This is a genomic window from Acetobacter nitrogenifigens DSM 23921 = NBRC 105050, assembly GCF_000429165.1.
Lineage (GTDB): Bacteria > Pseudomonadota > Alphaproteobacteria > Acetobacterales > Acetobacteraceae > Acetobacter > Acetobacter nitrogenifigens.
The window spans coordinates 1-18372 of the sequence record NZ_AUBI01000015.1; the positions used below are offsets into that span (position 1 = coordinate 1).

The 18372-nt window shown below is 60.7% G+C and carries 12 protein-coding genes and 1 pseudogene; 11 read left to right on the forward strand and 2 right to left on the reverse strand.

What is annotated here, in order from left to right:
* Positions 1-541: 1-deoxy-D-xylulose-5-phosphate synthase N-terminal domain-containing protein (locus G442_RS22545; RefSeq protein WP_035376719.1), on the reverse strand; the 541-nt coding region annotated here is incomplete at its 3' end.
* Positions 542-980: 439 nt separating this feature from the next.
* Between G442_RS22545 and hpnH the strand changes: the two genes are divergently transcribed.
* The 8 genes from hpnH (at position 981) to G442_RS22555 (ending at position 14863) form a co-directional block, all read left to right on the forward strand.
* Positions 981-2180: an adenosyl-hopene transferase HpnH gene (gene hpnH, locus G442_RS0114745; protein WP_026398613.1), complete on the forward strand. Its 1200-nt coding sequence runs from the start codon at positions 981-983 to the stop codon at positions 2178-2180.
* Between the two features lie 129 nt (positions 2181-2309).
* Positions 2310-3599, forward strand: a complete 1290-nt coding sequence (locus G442_RS0114750; RefSeq protein ID WP_026398614.1) for a hemolysin family protein — start codon at positions 2310-2312, stop codon at positions 3597-3599.
* Positions 3553-5271 carry a DUF6311 domain-containing protein gene (locus tag G442_RS25205; protein ID WP_146882537.1) on the forward strand — a complete coding sequence of 573 codons (1719 nt, stop codon included), beginning with the start codon at positions 3553-3555 and terminating at the stop codon, positions 5269-5271. Before G442_RS0114750 ends, G442_RS25205 begins: the two co-directional genes overlap by 47 nt.
* A 432-nt stretch (positions 5272-5703) precedes the next feature.
* Complete coding sequence (locus G442_RS0114765; protein WP_371863418.1) at positions 5704-6933, forward strand: putative DNA modification/repair radical SAM protein; 1230 nt, start codon at positions 5704-5706, stop codon at positions 6931-6933.
* Positions 6852-8363 carry a TIGR03915 family putative DNA repair protein gene (locus G442_RS22550; protein WP_211229153.1) on the forward strand — a complete coding sequence of 504 codons (1512 nt, stop codon included), beginning with the start codon at positions 6852-6854 and terminating at the stop codon, positions 8361-8363. Before G442_RS0114765 ends, G442_RS22550 begins: the two co-directional genes overlap by 82 nt.
* Positions 8364-8849: 486 nt before the next feature.
* Positions 8850-10007, forward strand: coding sequence for a DNA-processing protein DprA (gene dprA, locus G442_RS0114775; protein WP_026398616.1), 1158 nt, complete (start codon positions 8850-8852; stop codon positions 10005-10007).
* Positions 10008-10043: 36 nt separating this feature from the next.
* Positions 10044-12776, forward strand: coding sequence for a type I DNA topoisomerase (gene topA, locus G442_RS0114780; protein ID WP_026398617.1), 2733 nt, complete (start codon positions 10044-10046; stop codon positions 12774-12776).
* A 56-nt stretch (positions 12777-12832) separates the two neighbouring features.
* Positions 12833-14863 (forward strand): RNB domain-containing ribonuclease, encoded by a 2031-nt coding sequence (locus G442_RS22555; protein WP_051292371.1) that lies wholly within the window; start codon positions 12833-12835, stop codon positions 14861-14863.
* Here G442_RS22555 and G442_RS26690 read toward each other — a convergent pair.
* The gene (locus tag G442_RS26690) at positions 14853-15152 is read right to left on the reverse strand and encodes a hypothetical protein (RefSeq protein WP_456303710.1); all 300 of its coding nucleotides are present in this window, start codon (positions 15150-15152) and stop codon (positions 14853-14855) included. The genes G442_RS22555 and G442_RS26690 overlap by 11 nt on opposite strands.
* Between G442_RS26690 and G442_RS22560 the strand changes: the two are divergent.
* The 3 genes and pseudogenes from G442_RS22560 to G442_RS0114805 form a co-directional block, all read left to right on the forward strand.
* Positions 15070-16617: pseudogene (locus G442_RS22560) on the forward strand (S41 family peptidase); the annotation flags it as partial. The gene G442_RS26690 and the pseudogene G442_RS22560 sit on opposite strands and share 83 nt — an antisense overlap.
* 4 nt (positions 16618-16621) lie before the next feature.
* The gene (locus tag G442_RS0114800) at positions 16622-16960 is read left to right on the forward strand and encodes a DUF1491 family protein (protein ID WP_026398618.1); all 339 of its coding nucleotides are present in this window, start codon (positions 16622-16624) and stop codon (positions 16958-16960) included.
* 267 nt (positions 16961-17227) lie between these two features.
* Positions 17228-18370, forward strand: coding sequence for an OmpA family protein (locus G442_RS0114805; RefSeq protein WP_026398619.1), 1143 nt, complete (start codon positions 17228-17230; stop codon positions 18368-18370).
* Positions 18371-18372: the final 2 nt, after the last annotated feature.

The window sequence follows — 18372 nt, forward strand, 5'->3', positions numbered from 1 at the left end:
AGATCGAGCCATCGCCAATCACCGCGATGACGTTGCGTTCCCTGTAGGACGGATCGTCCCCGGCGCGCAGGTGATGCGCGACCGCCATGCCCAGGCCTGCGGAGATCGAAGTCGAGGAGTGGGCTGCGCCGAACGGGTCGTATTCGCTCTCCGAGCGGCGCGTGAAGCCCGACAGCCCGCCCGGCTGGCGCAGCGTGCGGATGCGCTCGCGACGGCCTGTCAGGATCTTATGCGGGTAGGTCTGGTGCCCCACGTCCCAGATCACGCGGTCGTCCGGCGTGTCGAACACCGCGTGGATCGCAACCGTCAGCTCCACGACGCCCAACGACGACCCGAAATGACCGCCCGTCGTCGAAACCGTGTCCACGGTCTCCGAACGAAGCTCGTCCGCAACCTGCTTCAGCTGCTCAATCGACAGGTTCCGTAGGTCAACAGGAACATCAACACGGTCCAACAACGGAAAACGACCCACAGTGGGGGGGCGGATACGCGTGCGCTCTGTTTTTTCCGGAGTCCTTGTGGCTTTGGCGCCATCTGTCATGGGGATATCATCCGTCGTTGCTTCTCCGGCCGCGCAAGACGCGCGGATATCCGGATAAAACTTCGCGTCCCTAAGGCGATCCGCGCTTCCGTTGGGAGAAACGTCGGTCGCGCGCCGCCGGGAGCGAAAAAGGGCGGCTTTCGTACCGTTCCTTCTGTTGTTAGTGTTAAGGGCGTCTGGCAAGCGTGGATTGTGAAACGATCGTCGAGTGTGTTGTCCTTGCAACAAAATGTCGATCAGGACTTGAGAGGACGAACGGGACTATCCTATAGCGTCGGGATAACGCGCAACAGCGCCCGTTGATATTCGCAGGCGCGCCATGTGTCGTCCGCAAGTCTGAACCACACGAGCTTTTCTATTATTTTTCTCCGGCATAGCCATATTGTTCCGGCATGTGTCAGGTAGTCGGCGGTTTTCCGCACTTAGGAGCTAGAGCGTAATGGCGGTACCCATAATGCAGGCCGTCCGGGTCGGCGGATACGTTGTCAAACAGCACATCTCGGGGCGGAAGCGTTATCCTCTCGTACTTATGCTGGAGCCGTTGTTCCGCTGTAACTTGGCCTGCGCTGGCTGCGGCAAGATTGACTACCCGGCCGCGATTCTGAATCAGCGGTTGAGCGTGCAGGAATGTCTTGACGCAGACGCCGAATGCGGCGCGCCCGTCATCGCGATCGCAGGCGGTGAACCGCTCCTGCATAAAGAGATGCCCGAGATCGTGAGCGGCCTGCTGGCGCGCAAGAAATACGTTTATCTCTGCACGAACGCGCTGCTGCTGGAAAAGAAGCTCGACGATTACAAGCCGGATCCGTTCTTTTCCTGGGACGTGCATCTCGACGGCGATCAGGCGATGCACGATTCGTCCGTCTGCCAGGACGGCGTTTACGACCGCGCCGTCGCAGCGATTCGCAAGGCGAAGGCTCGCGGGTTCCGCGTGTCCATCAACTGCACGCTGTTCGACGGCGCCGATCCGAAGCGCGTCGCCGCATTCTTCGACGAAGTCATGGCGATGGGCGTGGATGGCATCATGACCGCTCCGGGTTACGCCTATGAGCGGGCGCCGGATCAGGAGCACTTCCTGAACCGCCAGAAGACAAAGCAACTGTTCCGCGACATCTTCCGTCTGGGCAAAGGGAAGAAGTGGCGCTTCACGCAGTCGCCGCTGTTCCTCAACTTTCTCGCGGGCAACGAGACATACCATTGCACGCCGTGGGGCAAGCCGCTGCGCACGGTCTTCGGCTGGCAGCGCCCCTGCTATCTGCTTGGCGAAGGCTACGCGAAGACCTTCGACGAGTTGATGAGCGACACGAAGTGGGACGACTACGGCACCGGCAACTATGAAAAGTGCGCCGACTGCATGGTTCATTCGGGTTATGAGTCTACGGCCGTCATGGACGCCGTGCGTCGCCCTTGGCACATCGCGAAGGTCGCGCTTTTCGGACCGGAAACCGAGAAGCCGATGGCGCCGGAAATCTCTCTCGCAAACCAGCGCCCGGCTCAATACGTCTACGCCGAGCACGTCGAAGAGAAGATGAAAGACATTGCCGCTCGCAAGAAGCCAGCGAAGCCGCCGCGTGTGACGACGGTTTCCGGCGCAAGCGCGCAGGCCGAGGAAGCTGTTCCTGTGGACGCCGCTGACTGAGCCTTGGGTCATTTCGACCATGTGTTATAGAAAAAGGGTGGAACCGGTCGGTTCCACCCTTTTTTATTTCCCGAACCCGCCGCGCCGATCTGCGGCTCCTCCATGGCTACAGGCCTCCGAACGGACTTCATGACTGTCTCGATCCTTGTGATTCTCCTACTCGTGCTGCTCAACGCGGTGTTCGCCATGGGGGAATTGGCGCTTATTTCCGTAAAACGGCCAAAGCTCGTCCTGATGGAGCGGAACGGAGTGCGTGGGGCCGACCGGGCGCTTCGACTTGCCGACGATCCGCAAAGTTTTCTGCCAACAGTGCAAATCGGCATGACGCTGGTGTCGATTCTCGAAGGCACGTTTGGCGGCGTGAAGATCGAAGCGTCGCTGACGCCCTGGCTCGCCGGTTTCCCATCTATCGCGCCGTTCGCCTCCGATATCTCGATGGTCGTCGTTGTGGTGGCGATCACGGGGTTGATGCTGGTTCTTGGCGAACTGGTGCCCAAGCAGCTGGCGCTAAGACGTCCGGAGCAGATCGCGGCGACCCTGTCTCTGCCGCTGGAAATACTCGCCACTGTCGCGCGGCCGATCGTCCTGTTGCTGCGGCTCTCCTCCAATCTTGTGTTGCGCCTGATGAGGGTGCCGCCAGCCAGCAAGCAGGCCCTGACCGAAGAGGAACTGAAAGCGGTTCTCGCCGAAGGCGCGCAGTCGGGGGTGCTGGAGCACGAAGAGCGGACGATGATCGAGCGTCTGCTACGACTGGCCGACCGTCCAGTTCGGGCGATCATGACGCCACGCAACGAGATCAGTTGGATCGAGCGCCATGCGGGGCGCGCGGCGTTGATAACTGAACTGCGCAAGACAACATATTCGCGCCTGGTCGTCTGCGAGGGAGGCGTCGACAATCCGGTCGGGGTCATTCTGGCGAGTGACATGCTCGACCGGCTTCTCGACGGTATGCCGGTTTCCATAGAGGCGGGGCTACGCAAGCCGGTCGTAGTGCCGGACACGATCTCGGCGCTCGACATGCTTGAGCGGATGCGTTCGATCCCGCTCGGCATCGCGCTGGTCGTGGATGAATACGGGTCGTTCGAGGGTATCGTGACCGCGTCAGACCTGTTTGACGCCATCGTGGGTGAGGTGAGCGACCATGGCCAGCATACACGCCTTGAAGCCAAGGCTGGCGATATGCTGGTGCTGGAAGGATCCGAACCAGCGGATGAGGTGAAAGATCGTCTCGATCTCGGTGAATTGCCGGGGGAGGGAGATTATCACACGCTCGGCGGTCTGATCCTCGCGCTCCTGCGCCGCGTTCCGGCGGTAGGCGACAAAGTGGTGTTTTCGGGCTGGTTGTTCGAGGTGCTGGAGATGGAGGGCCGGCGTGTTACGCGCGTTCGGGCGAGCAGGCAGGCTCTGGCGGAGAATTGACGCGCTCTCCCGTATTTTAAATAACGTTTATCTGGTTTCGAAATTATACGTGTTGATGAGGCTTGAAATTTTGCGGAGAAATAAGATTCGCGATTTTTTGAGTGAAAGAAAATTCGGACTGACGATGGCCTGCGCCGTCGTCATGAGCGCCCTTTTTGCGATCTACATGACGCCGTTGCGTTTGCTGTGGCCTATGGGGCCAGACGATATGCCTGCGTGGATGGATGGAATCCAGAACGCCGTTGGGCAACGGTATTACTTTCGTGACCACTTTCGTTGGCCATTGCTTGATACGCGTCTGATAACGCCGCCTGAAGGCCTTTCGATAGCGATGGTGGACGCAACGCCAATAATCACGTTGCCCGCGAAGGTTCTTTATCCCTTTTTGCCTGTGTGGTTTACGACAATCGGTCTTTGGTTCGCAGTTTCTTTTTTTCTCCAGCCATTATCGGCGATAGTCGCTTTGATCGCTTCGGGCGAACGCAGAAGTTCCGCTTTATTAGTCGGCGGCGTGATGGCCGCATGCATGCCCTTTTTCCTTGCGCGGGCAATACATGTGACTCTTATGGGACAGTTTGTAATACTTTTTTCCATTGCTTTATATTTTTATTTTTTTACCAATCCGATAAGGGCATTTTGGTATTCGGTCGCACTGCTGGTTGTGACCTTGCTGGTTCATCCGTATCTGTTGGCGATGGCGGCGGCGGTTATTCTTGCTACGTCACTCTCGATGCTGGGTCGGCGCTTATCGTTCTGGTGGGCGCCCTTGGCGTCTGTAGGTGCATCCGCGACTATATGCGCTTTTCTAGCCTGGAGTCTGGGATATTTCCGCTCGCAGTCGGATGCTGGTGGGTATGGCGTATTCTCTCTCAATCTGCTTGCGCCGATATGGCCCATGCATTCGACGCTCATGGAGTGGATTCCGCCACTTACTTATGCGCGACCGGAGCAGTCTTTTGAGGGGTACGCATGGTTAGGGGCAGGACTCTGGGCGCTGTTGCTTGTAGCGGCGGTGCTTCGGCCAACGCGACTGGTATGGCGGCGGCACACAGGTGTTCCGGTCCTTGCTGTGACGCTGATATTGTTCGCCGCAAGCACTGAGGGATGGGTTGGAGGTTTCAAGGTTTGGGCCACTGACGCTCATATTCCGTTTTCAGGCATGTTTCGTGCGAGTGGACGTTTTTTTTGGCCTGTTGGGTATTTTCTTTTGATTTTTGGCGTTCGAGCGACGCGTTTTCTCTCCCCACCGATAGCAGTATTGCTTTTATCGGCCGCAGTATCTCTGCAAATCACAGATACGCATGATCTCAGACGGGAGGCGCGAAGTTTATTGAGGGCGACTCCGGATGAAGGGGCGTCTACAAGGGCGCTGCGGTTGCTAATGGAGAAAAAGAAGAAACTCTCAATTTATCCCCTGTATGAATGCGGATTGGATCTTTGGGGGGATCATCAAAGCGCTATCGTGAATTTATTTCGTCTGGCTTCCGAACGAAGACTAACTCTCAATACATTTTATACATCACGACCCTCGAATGCGCTGGATTGTTCAATCAAGCCAGAGAAAGTGCAGAGCGAGGATAGTCTTGAAGTTTATGAAATTGAGAAAGCATCACCGCCATCAAACAGGAATTGTAGTACAATAGATAGTCTTTCTGTTTGTTTTGTAAGATGAAGTGATATATGTCTATAGTGTGTTGGTGTTTGTATGAATATCTGATGTAAATTTCAAAATTTTTATTCAGATTTCGAGGGGCGATATCAAAAACGTGGCGACGCTGAAATTGATTGGCTTGCGTCACGCCCAAGGAAGGATGACGGACGAAAGCTAAAAGTTTTCGTCGATCGCCGTTTACTCAAAAAAATCGGCAGTAGCATCGAAAATGGATCTTCTGCCCATACCCGGCGGGTCGCAGTTGCAGCAAACGCCGTAAGCCTCACATTATCACGGTTTCCTCCGGTATCAGGAGTAGTGAAGGACGCATCTGAACGGTGTCGTCGAAGCCTTGGCAGAGGGGCGGAGTCTCAGTTCGACTGTGGGGGTATGCGCGCTCTCGAAGAGAGGAATATTGACGAACATATAGTGAACGTATAGCGTCCAGGCATGGTGGGAATTTCTTTGCGCGACAAACTCGCAATCCTGTCGGATGCGGCGAAATACGATGCGTCTTGCGCCTCCAGTGGAGGGGAGAAGCGGGACTCGCGCAAAGGTGGCTTGGGGTCATCAGGCGGCAGCGGCATCTGTCACGCTTACACCCCGGACGGGCGCTGCATTTCTCTGCTGAAAATACTGATGACAAATTTTTGTATTTTCGATTGCGCTTACTGTATAAATCGAGTCAGTAGCAACGTTGAGCGTGCGCGGTTCTCCGTAGATGAGGTCGTCGATCTTACTCTGGAGTTTTATCGGCGGAATTATATCGAAGGATTGTTTCTCTCGTCGGGGATTATTCGCTCTTCCGACCAGACGATGAGCGATATGGTGCGTATTGCGCGCTCTCTTCGCGATATCCACGCGTTCAGAGGTTACATTCATCTCAAGACAATCCCGGATGCTTCGCCCGAGCTCATTCGAGAGGCGGGACTTTACGCAGATAGATTGTCGATCAACGTCGAGCTGCCACAAGATCGTAGTGTTCGCCGACTTGCGCCTGAAAAACGGCCGGAGACGATAAGAGCCACGATGGCGCAAATGCGTCTTGAGGGTGAAGCTGCCAAAGAGAAGAGCCATACGGGACGGTTGGCACGAAAATTCGCGCCTGCCGGGCAAAGTACGCAAATGATTATCGGCGCCGATGATACGGACGACGTCGCTATTTTGAACAGTGCATCACGGCTTTACACAGGATATCGGTTGCGCAGGGTTTATTACTCGGCATTCAGCCCGATACCGGACTCATCGGCAGCGTTGCCGTTGGTCAAGCCGCCGTTGATGCGTGAGCACCGTCTGTATCAAGCTGACTGGCTACTCAGGTTTTATGGCTTCACCGCAGATGAAATTGCTACGGGAGCGCGTGACGGGAACCTTGATCTGGCGATAGACCCAAAGTTGGCTTGGGCGTTGCAGCATCGCGGTCTCTTTCCGCTGGATGTCAACCGGGCGTCGCGGGAGATGTTGTTGCGTGTTCCGGGTTTCGGCGTTCGTACGGTGGACCGCCTGATCGCAGCGCGTCGAAACCGTTCTCTCCGATATGAAGACCTCGTGCGTATAGGCGCCTCGGTGAAGAAGGCGCGTTCCTTTGTCGTGCTTCCGGGGTGGCGACCAACCGGGCTTATCGACAGTGCGACTCTACCGAGCTTTTTCGCGGCGAAACCGGAGCAGATGAAACTCTTGTGATTTACGCACCGTCTTTACCTGAGAGGGGGACCTTTGTCGCGTGGCGCAACGTCGCCCGATTGCTGATGAGTCATCACGTGCCGCCGGACGATATCGATTGGTCCGGGCGGCCCGGTCTTTTCACGCCGCGGGCGATTCCGGAGGCTGTGGGTCCGCATAACGTAAACGTAACGAAGAACTTTTTGAAACTCTCGGAATCGGTGGTCTGGAATTCCGATCCGGAACGATTTGCGTTTCTTTACAAGGCGCTTTGGCGGCTGCGCCTTCGTGATGGCGATCCTTTGTCCCAGTCGGACGTTCTGGGGCGAAGGCTACACCTTTTGGCTAAATCGGTGGGACGCGACATCCATAAGATGCACGCGTTTGTGCGATTTCACGAACTGCCGTCACCAGGTCGTCGTCGTTTCGCTGCCTGGTTCGAGCCGGAGCATTATATTCTCGAGCCGGGAAGCCATTTTTTTATGAAGCGCTTCGCTGACATGGACTGGATGATCGCGACGCCGCGACTGACAGCCCGGTTTGAAGGGGGGGTGATCAGCTACCATACGGGGGGACGCAAGCCTCCACTGCCTGCGGATGCTTCGGAAGAGCTGTGGGCGACCTATTTTGCAAATATATTTAATCCGGCCCGTATAAAAATGAATGCCATGCGTTCGGAAATGCCAAAAAAATATTGGAAAAACCTTCCTGAGACCCGATTGATTCCTTCTATGCTCGCCGAAGCAGAAGAGCGCGTTGCTCGAATGCGTGAAGCAGGCGCAAGCGCGTCCCGCCCCGGCGCAGCGATAATATCCACGCGTTATCGAAACTCAATGGAAAAAATTGAAGAAAATCCGAAAAATTTAAAAGATGCAAAGCGTTCTTCCCGGCAGTGTCGTAGATGTTCCTTGTGCGAAATGGCCACTCAGACTGTCTGGGGCGTGGGTCCCGAGAACGCCTCCTTGATGATCGTCACGGATCAGCCTGGCGATCGGGAAGATTTGACGGGGGAGCTCCTGGATGGCGAGTTCGGCGCCGCGCTGCGTGAATTGACGACTGGCGCGGGCTTCGATTTTTCGGAGATTTACGTCACCACTGCGGTCAAACATTTCAAGTTCAGGCCTGAAGATGGGCGGAGGATTCCCCTGGCGCCGGACAGGGCTGAGATCGAACACTGCTTGTGGTGGCTCGACATGGAACTGGCTTTTGTCCGACCGCGACTTGTGCTGGCGCTTGGAACTGCGCCAGTTATTGCCCTGATTAGCGACGGCAACGCGCTTGAACTGCGGCGGGGGGCTTTCGAAACTGGCCGCCACGGAGGCCGGGTCATGATAGCCGGTGCGTTTTCCGGAAAGCGTGATCGCGCAGCGAAAACGCGGAACGGCGCATTTGAAGTCGAAGCAGTAAATGAGTTCAGCAGGGCTTTTCAGTATTTAAAGACTCATGTTTGATGTTTCAGATGAATGGGCAAAGCTGCAATGCGCAGCGGGCGTCACCGTTTATATTCGGGCGGTTCGCTTTCGATGAAAGCGGCTACGCCAATTTCCAAGGCTGTGCAGTTGCGATGAAATTGGGAAGCGTTGGCCAAGGGATGACCATCCCACGCCTCTCTCGAGCGCCGGCTATCCTAATGTCGTGGGAAATGCGCTGTGCGGTCGGTGGTTTCTCGGGGGGGGCAGATCATAGTCAAGGTAGATGGAGATGGCGCCCGTCGCCGCTAATAGTGGACGTAGTCATGACGCAGAGTAATCGTGGCGAGCATTCCAGTCTGCGCTGCGAGTGTGTTTCGAGCAGTGTCGTGTTCTGTCGATATGCGTCGCGAGGCCTAAAAATACGTGCAGGCGGTGTCGCGGGATGTAATTCAGTTCTTTGCGATCTGGACAACGCTCTGGCCGCATGGTTCGTCTCACCAGTCCCCCTCTATGAATGACTGCCTGATGAATCCCGATCTTCCCGCGCTTTTACGACTGTTTCGAACCGAAAACGTCGGGCCGGTCACATGGCGGCGGCTTATGGACGAATGCGGTTCTGCAACGAACGCGCTGGCGGCTCTGCCGGAACGGGCGAAACGGGGAGGGCGACGCGCGCCATTGGCGATTCCGGATCAGGATGTGGTCGAGCGCGAAATAGAAGGTGTGGTGAAGCTCGGCGGGCGGATGGTGACGCTGTTCGACCCGGACTACCCGCCGCTTCTGGCCGAATTGCCTGACACCCCGCCAATCCTGTCCGTGCTGGGGTCGTCGGCGTGCCTCGCTTCGGGCGGGGTCGGGATTGTGGGCGCGCGCAATGCGTCGGCGGCGGGCATGCGCTTTGCCGAGAGTCTGGCGACCGAACTTTCTCAGGCGGGCATGACGGTCGTCTCCGGGCTTGCCCGAGGGATCGACGGCGCGGCCCATGCGGGCGCTCTTGCGGGGCGACCCTTTCCTGAATGGGGCGGCACGGTGGCTGCGATCGCGGGTGGTCTGGATATCGTCTACCCGCAGGAACATGCGGCGTTGCAGCGTCGGATCGCCGAGGGCGGCGCGGTCGTGACGGAAGCGCCGTTGGGGACGACGCCTCAGGCGAGGCATTTTCCGCGTCGTAACAGGCTCATCGCCGGGCTCAGTCTCGGGACGGTGGTTGTCGAGGCGGCGTTTCACTCCGGTAGCCTGATCACCGCAAAACTGGCCGATGCGTATAGCCGACAGGTTTTCGCCGTTCCCGGTTCGCCTCTCGATCCGCGATGCAGGGGCAGCAATAACCTGCTCCGCAATGGCGCGCGGCTGGCGGAGGGGATCGACGATATCCTGCCCTGTCTCCGGAACGCGTCCAAAGCGGGCGGCGCGCGGTTTGGCGGATTTGCGGAGCGGCCGTCTGCGTGGGGAGCGCCAGGCGTTGAAGGGAGCGCCATCGTGGACGCCGATCTTGACAAGGCGCGGGAGAGGGTGCTGTCGCTGCTGTCGTACGCTCCCGTCCCGGTTGACGATCTGGTTGGGCGCTGCCAGTTCTCCGTCTCGGTCGTGCTTTCAGCATTGGCCGAACTCGAACTCGCCGGGCGGGCTGAAATCCTTCCCGGAGGGAGCGTTATTCTTTTGACGCCGCCTGCCGCGGACTGATGAACAGACCCGCTCGCACGCTGGCCCGGAGTGACAATGACTGACGTCGTCGTGGTTGAATCGCCCGCCAAGGCTAAGACGATCAACAAGTACCTCGGGGATGGCTACACGGTTCTCGCGTCGTTCGGCCATGTCCGCGATCTGCCTCCCAAGGACGGTTCGGTTCGTCCCGAAGAGGGGTTCGCCATGGACTGGCAGGCCGATGAGCGCGGTCAGAAGCAGGTCGCGGCGATCGTAAAGGCTCTGAAGGGCGCTGACACACTGTATTTGGCGACTGACCCGGATCGCGAAGGCGAAGCGATTTCCTGGCATGTGCAGGCGATGCTGGCCGAGCGCAAGGCGCTTGAGGGCGTGCATGTCCGCCGCGTGACATTCAACGAGATCACGAAGGGCGCGATCAAGGAGGCGATGGCGCATCCGCGCGATCTCGACCTACCGCTGATCGAAGCCTATCTGGCCCGTCGCGCGCTCGATTACCTCGTGGGCTTCACGCTCTCTCCCGTGTTGTGGCGCAAGCTGCCGGGATCGAAGAGCGCGGGTCGCGTCCAGTCGGTGTCGCTGCGCCTGATCTGCGAGCGCGAAGCCGAGATCGAGGTCTTCAAGGCCCGTGAATACTGGACTGTCGGCGCGACGTTCATGACGCCCGCAGGCGCTCCGTTCACCGCGCGCCTGACGCACCTCGACGGCAAGAAGCTGGAGCAGTTCGACCTTGCGACGGAAGAGCAGGCCCATGCCGCGCGTGACGCGGTCGCAGCCGGGACGTTCTCCGTTCGCTCCGTCGAACGCAAGAAGGTCCGCCGCAATCCGCCGCCGCCGTTCACCACGTCAACCCTGCAGCAGGAAGCGTCCCGCAAGCTTGGTATGGGCGCGCAGGGGACGATGCGCACGGCGCAGCAGCTTTATGAAGGCATGGACATCGGCGGAGAGACCGTCGGCCTGATCACATATATGCGAACTGACGGCGTCACGATGGCGAATGACGCCATCGCTGACATTCGCCGTCACATCGGATCGGACTTTGGTGCGAATTATGTGCCGCCTCAGCCGCGTGTCTACACGACGAAGGCCAAGAACGCACAGGAAGCGCATGAAGCCGTGCGTCCGACAGATGTCAGCCGCACGCCTGCGTCCATGGCTCGTTATCTTAACGACGACCAGCGTCGGTTGTACGAGCTTATCTGGAAGCGCGCGGTCGCCAGCCAGATGCAGTCGGCTGAACTCGATCAGGTGGCTGTGGACATCGCCGACGGCGCAGGGCGCGCGACCTTGCGCGCCACCGGTTCCATCGTTGCGTTCGACGGCTTCCTGAAGCTGTATTCCGAAGGTCGGGACGAGACGGACAAGGCCGCCGACGACGAAAGCCGCATGCTGCCGCCGATGGCCGAACGCGACCCCCTCAAACGCGGGGACGTGACGGCCGAGCAGCATTTTACCCAACCTCCGCCGCGTTATTCGGAAGCCTCTCTGGTCAAGAAGATGGAGGAGATCGGCATCGGCCGTCCTTCCACCTACGCGTCGATCCTGACCGTGCTGCGCGATCGCAACTACGTGCGACTGGAGAACCGGCGTTTCGTGCCGGAGGACCGCGGGCGTCTGGTCACGGCGTTCCTCGTGTCATTCTTCGAACGCTACGTGGACACGCAGTTCACGGCCGGGCTGGAGGAGCAACTCGACGATATCTCTGGCGGACGCGCGGACTGGCGCGCCGTGATGAGCGCGTTCTGGGATGCCTTCTCGGCGGCGGTCGCGCAGACGAAGGAACTGACGATCACGGACGTGATCGACGCGCTGGACCGAGACCTTGGGCCGCATTTCTTCCCGCCGCAGCCGGATGGCGCGGATGCGCGCCGCTGCGTCGCCTGCGGGTCGGGACGGCTGGGACTTAAACTGGGGCGCTACGGCGCGTTCATTGGCTGCTCGAATTATCCTGAATGCCAATACACGCGCCGTCTGGCCGTCGATGGCGGCGAGGGCGAGGGCGGTGACAGCCTCAAGGACGGCATGCGGCTTCTGGGCCAGCATCCTGTCACGAGCGAAGATATCACAGTCAAGCGGGGGCCCTGGGGGCTCTATGTCCAGCAGGGCGAGCCCGACCCGGCGGACAAGAAGGCGAAGCCGAAGCGGGCGTCGCTGCCGCGCGGGCTCGATGGCGATTCCATCACGCTGGAACAGGCAGTCGGCCTGCTGGGGCTGCCGCGCATCGTTGGCGTCCACCCGGAATTCGGCGAGTCCATCGAGGCCGGTCTTGGACGTTTCGGGCCCTATGTGAAGATGGGCGCTATCTACGGGTCGCTTGACAAGGACGACGACGTGCTGAGCGTCGGGCTCAATCGGGCCGTGGACGTTCTCGCCAAGAAGCTGGCGTCGGTTCGTACGCTTGGCGCTCATCCGAAGGACGGTGAGCCGGTAATCGTCCGCAAGGGCAGGTTCGGGCCGTATGTCCAGCATGGCCAAGTGGTGGCGAATCTGCCGCGCGGCGAGAGCATGGACGACACCACGCTCGAGGGCGCCGTCGAATTGCTGGTCGAGAAGGGCAAGCCCCTGAAGCCGAAGGGCAAGGCTGGAGCGAAGAAGGGGGCCAAGGCGAAGCCCAAGGCGTCTGCGAAGACGTCCGACGACGCTGAAGCGAAGGCTCCGCGTAAAACAGCGGCCAAGGCTGTTGGCAAGGCTGCGTCTGCGACAAAGAAGCCCGCCGCGAAGGCGAAAGCTCCTGCCAAGCGCAAGGCGACGGCGAAGGCTTCTTCTTCCGAAACTGCGAAGGCCGACTGAGCGACCAGCCGCAGCGCTCCGCCGCGGTCTCTTCCCCGAAACCGGGGCGTGAGGCCGTGTTGCAGGTTCTGGCTCGGACCGAAGGCGCACTCGGTCCGGGCGATTTGTTGCGCGCATTAGGGTTGGGGCCGGGCCACAAGGTTGCGCTCCGCACCCTGCTGCATGACATGGCGTTGGACGGCGCGTTCGCCAGTTCGGACCTGGCGGAACGCATACGCGGCGTGAGGGATTTGCCCGACACGGCGTACGTCGTCGTGACGGGATTTGATCGCAACGATCGCCCGATCGCACGGTTTCTCGATCCTGAACGAGCGACGGGAGAGGGGCGTGCGGGAGCCCAGCGTGAAGCCGTCATTTTCATGACGCCGGAGCAGCCCGGGCGACCGCCACTTACGCCGGGCGCCAAAGTGCTGGCGCGTCTTCGCAAACTCGGCGCCGGCCGGTTCGAAGGGCGCACGCTTCGCACCTGCGACGTCCGCCGTCTGGTCGGGCGCCTGAGCGCTTCGTCCGGGGAGGACCGACTGACCCTCGATGCCGGAAGGGCGGGGCTCTGGAGCGTTGAAGCAGGTTCGTCCGGGGACGTCGGGGATGCTGTCGTCGCAGTGGCGGAGCCGGTCTCCGGCGCTTCCGGACGGGGCGGTCGCGCACGTCTTCTCGCTACTCTTGGCTATGCCAACGATCCGGCGGTTCTGACGTCGATGAGCCTGTATGAACACGGGCTGCCCGCCGGGTTCTCTGACGAGGCCATGACCGAGGCGGAGGCGTTTGGCGACGTCGATGCTGCCGCCGCACTGGCCGATGGGCGCGTAGATTATCGAGATACGCCCTTCGTGACGATCGACGGCGCCGATTCACGTGATTTCGACGACGCCGTCTGGGCCGCGCGCGATGGTGACGGTTTTCTCTTGCGGATCGCTATCGCCGACGTCGCGCATTACGTTCGACCCGGTGGTGTGCTTGATCGGGAAGCGCGTGAGAGGGGACATTCCGTTTATCTGCCGGGACTGGTGGTTCCGATGTTGCCGCCGCGCCTCTCCGACGATTTGTGCTCGCTGCGTCCAGACGCGGATCGTCTCTGCGTGGTGTTCGAGATTCCGATCGACATTCAGGGGCACGCTGGCGAGGCGCGGATCGCAAGCGGGGTCATGCGCAGTCGCGCGCGGCTGACTTACGAACAGGCGCAGGAAATGCACGACGGAGCGATGGCAGGGGCCGCGCCCGGAAGTGACGTCACGGCGTTGTTGGGCGCGTTGTTTGCCGCACATGACGCGTTGCGCTCCGCCGCGGTCGCGCGCGGGGTCCGCGTTGTGGAACGGCAGGAACGCAAGGTGACGTTCGATCCACTCTCCGGGTGCGTTTCGGTTCGCGTTGCGCCGCGTCTGGACAGCCATCGATTGATCGAATCCTTCATGACGGTCGCGAATCATGCGGCGGCGCGGATCATGCGTCGTTGCGCGGCGCCGGGCCTGTTTCGCGTCAATCCACCGATTCCGGATGCTGACGCGGGGAGAGAGGCGCAGCGATTCGCCGCTGCGCGATATAGTGCGTCGCCAGCCCCCCATGCCGCTCTGGCGCTGGACGAGTACGCGCATGTCACCAGTCCGATCCGCCGCTATGCGGACCTGCTTTGTCATCGCGTGCTCGACGGCAGGGCGAACCGTTGCGGGAAAGACACGTTGGAATCGAGAACGGCGCTCGCGAGTCATCTTCGTTTAAGCGAAGCGAGAAGCGCAGGCGCGGCGCGTGACGCGGAGGAGAGGCTGATCGTCTTCCATCTGGCAGGTTTGTTGGGCGCATCGCTCGACGGTCATGTGTCCGGCGAGACCCCGTCAGGATATCTGGTCACGTTGACGGACACTGGCGCAATCGGTCTGTTGATCGACGAAACAGCGTTGCACGATCACGATATGCCGGATTCGATCACTCGCGTCGCCTTGCGTTCTGGCGCGCCCGGAAGGGAAGACACAGTTTCAGGCCTGTCCTGTCCTTTGCGTCTTGCAAAGGGAATGGCCGTGCGCGTGCGTTTGAGCAGCGTCGACCCGGTCACCGCGCGATGCAGGTTCTCTCTTGTGGCCGTCAGTTCATGATCGTGTCGTTCGTGTCGCACAGATGGATGAGCTGTAAATCGAGTGTCTGCGAAGGCGTTGCGGCCGGGCAAGTCGCGGGTGAACTGGGATCGCGTCGGAGAGTCTCGATTTCTCCATCGTTGTTCCGACGGGTTTCGGTCATGCGGTCGCCAAGCAGACGCGGAGGCGCGGCCTCCGTCCTGGCGCCGCTTATGCTCGTGTGGCTCGCCGCCGCCGCGCCGGACACGTCGCCGACCACACAGGCCGATCTTGACGTGCCGATGACGCGTTCAGTCCTGCTGACCGCCATGGAGTTTCTTTCCTCGCGCACGCTGGCCCCACATACGGCGAGGGAGTTCAGTCTCTGGGGCCTGGGCGGCGTCAGCGCGCTGGATCCGGGGCTGCATGTGGAGGAACGTGGTCACGCCGTGACTCTGCTCTCCGGGCAAACGGTGACGCTCAGCCGCGACGAACCCGCCGAAGGAGACCTGCGCGGCTGGGCGGAACTGGACACCGCGCTGCTGGCGAACGCATGGACCCAGTCCGACACGATACGCGCCGCGCATGCCGATGGGGTGGTCCAGAGTTTTTTCGACGAGTTGTTCAATCATCTTGATCCCTACTCACGTTATGTCGGTCCTGCGCCAGCGAAGACTGATCGGGAGGAGCGCAGCGGCGGCGATGGTGAGATTGGTGTCTCGCTGGGCGAAGACACGACGGTTTCCTCTGGCGGAAGGAGGCGGGCGCGTCACGAGCGCGAGGTCATCGTCACAGCGGTCAACGCGAACGGACCTGCATGGCCTGCGGGTGTTGATGTTGGCGAGCGTCTGATCAGCGTAGACGGGCGGAGCGTTGCGGGTCGGGCTCCGGCGGAGATCGAGCAGTCCTTGCGCGGCGCGCCGAACTCTGTCGTGACGTTGCGACTGGCTCCGCCGTTGGGTGGGGCCGCTCGCAACGTGTCGCTGCGGCGTGCGCAGGTGCCTCCGGAGACTGTGTTTGCGTTCGCCAGCGATCCGCTCGTGGTGCTGCGAATCACCTCCTTCTCATCGGACACGGCGGAGGAGATGAGCCAGTATCTCGACCAGGCGGCGCAGGACGGAAGAATGCGTGGTCTGGTCATCGATCTGCGGGGTAATCGTGGCGGCGTGCTGCAGCAGGCGGTCACGGCGGCGGCGCTGTTGATGGATCGGGGCGTCGCCGTCGTGACGCAGGGGCGAGATCCGCAATCGAATCATATCTGGGCGGTTCAGGGCGGCGACATGACGAACGGCGCGCCGATTGCAATTCTCGTCGACGGACGCACGGCGAGCGCGGCTGAGATTCTTGCGGCTGCGTTGTCGGACCATCGACGGGCCGTCGTCATCGGCAGCGCGACGCTGGGCAAGGGGCTCGTGCAGACGGTGGCGCAGTTGCCCGATGGCGGAGAGCTGTTCGTGACATGGAGCCGCGTCATCGCCCCGTTGGGCTGGCCTCTACAGGGGCTGGGCGTGATGCCCCAGATATGCACCAGCCGCGGCGCAGCGGACGCGCAGCGGCAGATGGACGCCTTGCGTGCAGGACGGGCGCTTGATTCCCGTAGCGTTGTGCGATCGCGAGAGGTTCGTCTGCCGGACAGCGTTTCGCAATTGCTCGACATCCGCAAGGCCTGTCCGGCCGCGCTTGGCGGAGATAATGATCTCGATCAGGCCCGGGTGCTTCTTGGCGACCGGACGGCTTATCGCGCGGCTTTGGAGATGGTTCCCGAAGGGACGCAGACGGCGGCGCCGAAGGAGTAGGGGCGTGACGGAAGCACGACTTAAGACAGGTTTATGGGTCAGCGCTGCGCTGCGAACTGCGGCGCAAGGTGGTCGCTCCGCCATGCGGTTGCGGCGTGGGGACGAGGATGCGGGCGGCGTGCTGGCGGTGCTGGTTGATCGGAGCGGCGGCTCGGTCGTGTTGACGCAGACTCGCACGCCGGATGGAGAGCGGGCGTGGATGCGCGGCACCGGGGCGGAGCCTGTGCCCGCGGCGGACGCTGACGCTTATGTCGCGCGGCAGGTGGCTCGGGATCCGGATTTGTGGGTTCTTGAGTTCGAGAGCGATGATTTGACCCCGCCATTCGAGGCTCGTGTATTATGAGGCGTGGGCAATCGAACGTTGCGACCAATCGGGCTTGATCGCGTTGATTTCGGTTGCGGAGCGCTATCTTGGCGTCGTGCTCGATGAGTGCGGGCGACGATCGGCGGGCGATGTCGTGACAAGGGGGACGCATTGGCGCAGGCTCGGTGAGTTGCGCGATCCGTCACTTTCGGCAAATAGAATGCGAAACGATGAACAGATACAGTCGCGATGCCCTGTGGGGCGCGGCGTAGCCGGCGGTCGAGCCGGCGGGATGAGGAGAACCAGATGAGACTGCGTTACGGGTTTCTCGCAGGATCGATCCTGTCTGCGCCGCTCACCGTCGCCGCTCTGCCTTCCGCAGCGTTGGCTCAGCCCGTGCAGGGGCTGTATGTGGCGGGCGAAGGCGGCGCGACCTTCAATCAGGATCAGCGCGTTCGATCGAGCTCCATGTTCCCGGACGGTCGCGATCGCTGGAAAACCGGCGCGGTAGGGATCGGGTCGATCGGCTACGGTCTGGGCAACGGTTTCCGTGTCGAGATCGAAGGCAATTACCGCAACATGGGTTACGATCGCTTCGTGTCCGGCGGCGTGCAGGGGCGCGCCGACGGACGGCGTCAGACCTATGGAGCGATGGCGAACGCGCTGTTCGATCTGGATATCGGCAAGAGCTGGCTGTTCCCCTATTTCGGCGCGGGCGTCGGTTATGGCTGGACGGCGATGAATACGTCGGTCACTGCGCCAGGCAACACGTTTGCGCAGCATATTGGCGGCACTTACGGCGCGTTCACCTATCAGGGCATCTTTGGTCTTTCGATGCCGATACCATGGGTGGTCGGTCTGTCCGCTACGGCGGAGTACAGATTCTGGACCATGCTCGGCCCGCAATCTCATGGCGCGACGGCGTGGGGCACGGTCGGCGGGCGCGACGTTTCCAAGGAATACAGCTTCGCCTCGGGGCATCGTGACACCGTCACGGACTTTAATCACTCTCTGATGCTGGGCCTGCGTTACGAGTTCAATCCGGCGCCGCCGCCCCCGCCGCCCGCGCCGGAAGTCATGCCTGCGCCGACGCCGGCTGCGGCAAGGACCTACCTCGTGTTCTTCGATTGGGATCGATCCGAACTTACTGCTCGGGCCCGCTCAATTGTGGCGGTGGCCGCGCAGGCGTCGGTGCATACGACGGTGACGCGGATTGAAGTGTCGGGTTACACGGACAACTCCGCCGCTCATCCGGGTGCGCGCGGTGAGAAATACAACATGGCGCTGTCAATGCGCCGTGCGGACGCCGTCAAGGCGGAACTGGTGCGCGATGGCGTGGCGGGATCGGTGATCGACGTCCACGGGTATGGACAGTCGCATCCATTGGTTCAGACGGCGGCTGACACGCGCGAGCCGCAGAACCGTCGCGTCGAAATTATACTTCGCTGACG